This is a genomic window from Cellulosimicrobium cellulans (assembly GCF_042723955.1).
Lineage (GTDB): Bacteria > Actinomycetota > Actinomycetes > Actinomycetales > Cellulomonadaceae > Cellulosimicrobium > Cellulosimicrobium cellulans_H.
Map to the genome: position 1 here is coordinate 134,911 of NZ_JBHXIC010000002.1, position 6,487 is coordinate 141,397.

2 protein-coding genes are annotated in these 6,487 nt (G+C 73.8%); one reads left to right on the forward strand and one right to left on the reverse strand.

Going from position 1 to position 6,487, the window contains the following annotated elements; all coding sequences use genetic code 11:
* Positions 1-78 precede the first annotated feature (78 nt).
* Complete coding sequence (locus ACFWH7_RS01390; protein WP_378214677.1) at positions 79-5,220, reverse strand: glycoside hydrolase domain-containing protein; 5,142 nt, start codon at positions 5,218-5,220, stop codon at positions 79-81.
* A gap of 279 nt (positions 5,221-5,499) precedes the next feature.
* Between ACFWH7_RS01390 and ACFWH7_RS01395 the strand changes: the two genes are divergently transcribed.
* Positions 5,500-6,396, forward strand: a complete 897-nt coding sequence (locus tag ACFWH7_RS01395) for a DUF4397 domain-containing protein (RefSeq protein WP_378214678.1) — start codon at positions 5,500-5,502, stop codon at positions 6,394-6,396.
* The last annotated feature ends 91 nt before the right edge of the window (positions 6,397-6,487 follow it).

The window sequence follows — 6,487 nt, forward strand, 5'->3', positions numbered from 1 at the left end:
CCCCGCCCCGCGCGCGCGCCTCCACCGGGCGCGCGCCCGCCCTCAGCGCGGGCGCGGCGCCCGCACCTCGGGTGCGGGTCAGCAGGTCGGCACGGTGACCGTCTGCTCGACCGTCTGCTCGCCGTCCGGACCGGTGGCGGTCACGGTGACGACGAGGTCACCGGTCGCGCCGCGCGCCGCGAACGACTGGTAGGCGTTCGCCCCGGGCGCGACGTCCGTGAACGTCTTGGCCCCGAGCGCCGAGGCCAGCTCGACGTCCACCGCGGCGTCGGAGACGTTCACCGCGCGGACCGCGACGTACGGCTTGCCGGCGAGGCAGCGCGGGCTGAGCGTGACCTCGACGAGCTCGACGTCGGCCGGCTCCTCCAGGGCGTCGATCGCGCCCTGGAGCGCGAGGCGCGCGTCGCGCAGCGCCTCGTCCGACGCCGCGGCGTCGTCCCGGGTCTCGGTCGCCGCGGCGAGCGCCGTGCGGAACGCCTGCCACGACTCGGGGCTGTACCCCTCGTCGGTCAAGGCCTCCGCGCTCGTCACGAGGTTCTCGAGCCGACGGCGCTCGGCGGGCACGAGCTGGTCGGTCGCCAGCCCGAGACGGCGCGCCCGCTCGTCGACCTGCGCCTGGGTGGCGCCGTCGGTGTCGAGCAGCGTGCGCGCAGCCGCGAGCTCGCGCGAGAAGACGCCCGCGTCGATCCGGCCGTACCGGTCGATCTCCGCCTCGAACGCCTCGGCGTCCTCGACCGACGCGGCGAGCGCCGCGGTGTCCGTGGAGGGAGCCTCGACATCGTACGCGTCGGTGAAGAACCGCATGCTGTCGAGGTTCGCGACGTACGGGTGGTCGGCGTACGCCTCGGTGGACAGGCGCACCCACACCTGGTGCTTGCCGCGCACCGTGGTCGGCAGGTCGACGACGGCCGTGCCGTCCGTCGTCCAGCTCGACCCGGTGTTCGCCAGCGGGACGGTGACGAACGGCTCGCCCGGGTTCGCCGGGTCGAACGCGTCGAGGTACACCGACAACGCGGAGTTCCGCCCGGACCGGTTCGAGTTGTGCACGTAGTGCACAGAGAGCTGGTCGAGCGCGGCGGAACCGAGGTCGATCTCGCCGTAGGCGAGCCAGTCGCCGTCCGCGGTGCCGCCGACGTTCGTCACCGGACCGCTCGTCCACGTCGAGCTCTCGTTCTTCAGCCCGCGGCCCGAGTTCGACGTCCAGGCCTCGGACTCGACGACGACCGACGTCGGGCCACCCGGCGCGAACGTCAGGCTGTTCAGGTTCGCGACGTACGGGTGGTCGGCGTACGCCTCGGTCGACAGGCGCACGAACACCTCGTGCGTCCCCTGCACCGTCTCCGGGAGGACGACGGTCGCTGTGCCGTCGGCGGTCCAGCTCGACCCGGTCGTCGGCAGCGGCACGGTGACGAACGGCTCGCCCGGGTTCGCCGGGTCGAACGCGTCGAGGTACACCGACAGCGCCGAGTTCCGCCCGGAGCGGTTCGAGTTGTGCACGTAGTGGACGGACAGCTCGCCGAGCGGGAGCTCACCGAGGTCGACCTCGCCGTACGCGAGCCAGTCGCCGTCCGCGGTGCCGCCGACGTTCGTCACCGGCCCGCTCGTCCACGTCGAGGACTCCTTCTTGAGCCCGCGACCGGAGTTCGCGGTCCAGTCCTCGGCCTCGATCGTCACGGTCGGCGACTCGCCGGGCTGGCCCGGTGCCGTGGGGTCCTCGGCGCTGAACCGGAACCAGTCGAAGTTGCCGACCCAGCTCCGGCCCGACGGCGCGAGGAGCTCGAACGTGACGACCTTCGCGTCGGCGAGCGCCTGCACGTCGCCGAGCTCCGCCGTCACCTCGGTGTACTTGCCCCAGCCGCTCGTGCCCCTCAGGTCCACGGTCGTGACCACGGGGCCGCTCACGTCGCCGGCGTGCACGCGCACGGTGCTCGGCGTGTCCGTCGGGGCGAAGCTCGTGTCGTACCGGACCGTCAGGAAGCGCGGCGGGGTGTCCCCGGCGGCGGTCTCGAAGGTCATGTCGCGGTACTGCACCCACGACCCGGAGCGCACGCCGCCGAGGTTGCCGGACGAGTTGTTCGCCTCGTTCTTCAGCTCGCCGCCCGACCACGCCTCGGACTGCTCGGCCTCGAGCGTGCGGTAGCCGCCGCCCGTGAGGTCGAGCGCGTCGATCGCCGCGTCCAGCCGGTCGGCCGCGAACCGCAGCGCGATGCTCGTCGCGGCCTCGTCGCCGAGGGCCTCCCGCGCCTTCGTCAGCGCGGTGGAGAACCGGTCGAACGTCGCCGACGAGTAGTTGCCGTGCCGCACGAGCACGGCGTCCTCGACGAGCCCGGCGAGCGCGTCGCGCTCGGCCGACGCGACCGAGAGGCGCAGCGGCGAGAGTACCGAGACGCCCTGGCCGCGGAGCGACGACGCGGCGACGCCGTCGGCGAGCGCGCCGTCGCCCAGGTGCACGAAGAAGCGTGCATCGGCGGACGCCGTCCCCGTCAGGGAGACGGTGAGCGCTGTGGGCGACGCGACCGTCACGGCCGCGGTGACGCCGTCGGGCAGCCCGACGACGCTCGCGGCCCCGCTCGCGACGAGGTCCGTGCCGGCGGACGCGGCGAACCGCGCGCCGTCGAGCGTGAGGGTCACGGTCGCGTCGAGCGCGCCGCCGTCGCCGGTCTGCACGGTCGTGGGGTCCGCGCTGACGCGCGGTCCCTCGGCCGGCTCGTCGGTGGCGGTGCTCATGGAGAACGCGGGCTCGGTGTCCGTGCCCCAGTCGCTCGGCTGCTCGCCCATGCGGAACGCGAGGTCCGCGCCCCCGATCACGGTCGCGTAGTCGACCCAGGTGTTGCCGAACGTCGCGCCGTCGAGCGTCGCGGACTGGACGTAGAACGCGTCCTCGGAGACGCCGTCGGCCGTCACCGTGAAGGCGTTGCCGTCGTCGTAGGTGATGGTCGTCGAGTCGAAGAACGGCGACCCGATCTGGAACTCGGACGACCCGGCGGTCACCGGGAACAGGCCGACCGCCGCGGCGACGAACATCGTCGACATCGTGCCGGCGTCGTTGTCCATCGTGGGGAGCATGCCGCGGGGGTCGAGCTGGTAGACCTTCGTCTTCACGGGCGGCGTGAACTCGCCGCCGCCGCTCGGGACGGCGCTGGAGGAGCCGGTCGCGATGTACCGGTTCCAGGTCTCCTTCGTGTAGATCGCGCGCGCCCACTTCTGCGTCAGGCTGGGCTCGCCCGTGTAGTTGAAGAGGTACGGCGCCTGGAGGTCGATCTCGTTGGCGTTCGAGTGGAGCATGGCCGTGCCGTCGTCCGGCGCGTGCTCTCCGAACATGTGGCGCATCGCGAGGCGCGCCGCCTCGGGGCCGCCCATCGCCTCGACCAGCGCGTCCATGTCGTACGCGTCGTACCAGTGGTACTGCCAGAGCGTGCCCTGGTAGAGGCTGGCGGCCTCGAACTTCGCGTAGTCGGCGCTCTGCCACGAGCCGTCGGCGGCGCGCGGGGTGAGGAGGCCGACCTGCGTGCCGTCGGCCGCGGTCCACGCGCCCGGCTTGGTGAGCTTCTCGATCGGCCACGACGCCTGCTCGCGCATCGTCTGCGCCTCGTCGGTCAGGCCGAGCTCGTCCGCGACCACGGACAGGCCGTACTGGTCGTAGCCCCGCTGCACGGACGCGCCGGGGTTGCCCGCCACGTAGCCGCGCTGGAGCTCGTCCGCGCTGTACTGCCCTACGAGCCGCTTGAGTGCCGGGTATGCCTCGTCGAGGCGGTCGAACCCGTCGAAGCCCTTGGCGATCGCGTCCGCGACCACGACGGACGACCGCTCCCAGCGGACCGTCGGGACGGAGTGGACGAACCCGCCGAGGCCGCTACCCGTGCCGGTCGCCTCGGCGTCGGCGAACAGGTAGACCAGCGACTGCACCATGTCGCGGTACAGCGCCGGGTCGATGTAGGCGATGACGGAGAACTTGCGGAAGTCGTCCCACGTGGCCCACGAGTCGTAGTACGTGAAGCCCTGCGCGGCGTGCACCGCGCCGTCGACGCCGCGGTACGTGCCCGACGTGCTCGTCGCGTTCATCGGCATCGCGAACATGCGGTACAGGTGCGTGTAGAAGAGCTTCTGGAGCTCGCCCGTCGGGTCCGTCGCCGTCGAGGCGTCGATCGCGACCCGCCCGAGCGTCGCGTTCCACTCCGCGCGCGTGCGGTCGCGGACCGCGTCGAACGACAGGTCACCGAGCTCGACCTGCTGGTCGATCCGCGCCTGCTCGACGCTCACCGGCGACAACGTGACCTGGAGGCCGACGTCCCCCGCGTCGGCCGGGTCGAACGTGAGGATCGCGCCGGTGTCGACGCCGTCCTGGGCCGTCGCGTCGACGAGCTTGTCGTCGTCGCCCCACGTCTGCACCGTCGCGGGCTGGAGCGTGCGCGCGGTGTAGTACAGCGTGTAGGCGGCGTTGTAGAAGTAGCCGGTGACCTGCCCGGACAGCTCCACGGTGCCGTCCGCCCGCGTCTCGACGTCCACCGAGGACGACCGGCGGCTCGTGTTGTTCGTCTCGAGGTCGACGACGAGGCTCGGCGTCGAGCCCTCGGGGAACGCGTAGCGGTGCACGCCCGAGCGCGTGGTCGCCGCGACCTCGGCCTCGATCGTGCCCGGCGCGGCCGCGATCGCGCCGTCCTTGCCCGCGATGTTGCCGAGCCCCACGGAGTAGAAGCCCGGGCCCGCCTGCTCGTCGTCGTGCGAGAACGGGTGCGCGTACGTGCCCGTGCCGGGGCGCGCCGTGTACGACCCGGACGTCGGGACCACGAGGATGTCACCGCCGCCGCCGGAGCCCCCCACCCCGTCGAGGTTGGTGTGCGTGAAGCCCGAGATCTTGGACTGCGCGTAGTCGTACCCGGTGTTGTTGCGCCCCGGTGTCGTGCGCGGGTTGACCTTGGCCAGGCCGTTGGGCGCCTGCGCGGCCGGCATGTCGTTGCCGTAGTCGCCCTCGGTGCCGACGAACACGTCGACGAGCGACGCGAGGTCGCTCTCCGCGGTCGGCGCCGCGGGTGCCGCGACCGCGGCGGCGGGCGGCAGGACGCCGACGGCGAGCACGCCGACGAGTCCGGCGGCGAGAGCCCCGGCGAGGGCTCCGCCGAGCCGGCTGCGGCGGCCGCGTCGGGGGTGGGGGTCGGACGTCGGGCTGGCCCCGCGTCGTCCGACAGCGCTGTCAAGACGCGCGGCAGATGGTCTGGCCACGAAAGCTCTCCTTGGGGGGTCGTGCCGAGGCTGCTCCGCCTCGCCGCGCCCACGGTACGTGGCGGACCGGGCAGCCTCAAGACCCCGTCCGCGAAGTTCACCTGCCCGACGGGCACGGTTCCCTGCCCCGACACCGGTCCGCCGCGCGCTCCGCCCCCCCGAGAGCTCGTGCCGAGACTCGTGGCGCGACGGTGCATCCGTACCCGCCTCCCCGCCGGAAGAGGGGGTGTCAACTGCCCGAGCGCCCGGCACCGACCGGGCCGAGAACCGGAGGACACCATGCACCGCACCGCACGACGCAGCGCCGCGCTCGCGGGCGCAGCCACCCTCGTCACCACCCTCGCCGGGGTGGGAGCCCTCGCGCTCCCCGCGCACGCCGCCACCGCCGACGGCGCGTCCCTGTCCGTCCTGCACGGCGTGCCCGACACCCCCGTCGACGTCTGGGTGAACGACGAGCTCACGCTCGACGACTTCCAGCCGGGCGACCTCGCCGGCCCGCTCGACCTCCCGGCCGGGTCGTACAGCGTCGCGATCACCGCGCCGGACGCGACCGACACGAGCTCGCCGGTCATCGGCCCGGTCGACCTCCAGCTCGAGGCGGGGACGAGCTACACCGCCGTCGCGCACCTCGACGCGGGTGGCACGCCGACCGCGACGCTCTTCACCAACTCGACCGAGCCGACGGCGGCGGGCCAGGGCCGGCTGACCGTCCGTCACGTCGCGGCGGCACCCGCGGTCGACGTGCTCGCGGGCGGCACCGCGGTCGTCACGGGGCTCGAGAACCCGAAGGAGGCCGTGCTCGACCTCCCGGCCGGCACGGTGTCGGCCTCGATCGCCGCCGCCGGCACGACGGACCCGGTGCTCGGGCCGGCCGACCTCACGGTCGCCGAGGGCGTCAACACGGTCGCCTACGCGTGGGGCAGCCTCGAGGCGGGCAACCTCGCCCTGGCCACGCAGACGGTCGAGGGGCTTCACTCGTCGCCGTCCGGCGTACCCGCCGGTCTCTCCGGCCTCGCGGCCGAGGCACCGAGCAGCACCGCCACGGGCGTCGCGATCGCCTTCGGCGCGTCCCTGTTCGGGCTGCTGCTCGTCGCGGCGCTCGTCATGCTCGCGCGCGCCTGGCGTGAGCAGCACGCGCAGGCCACGCACCCCGTCCGGAGCGACCGGGACGCATGACGCAGCGCACGATCCCCGGTCCCGGGGGGCGCCCGGCGGGGTGGGGGGGGCGGGGGGGGGCGGGGCGGTCGGGGGGGGGGGGGGGGGCGCC

Bases quoted from the DNA above. Each gene is read 5' to 3' on its own strand.
- ACFWH7_RS01395 (WP_378214678.1), top strand. From the start codon at position 5,500: ATGCACCGCACCGCACGACGCAGCGCCGCGCTCGCGGGCGCAGCCACC.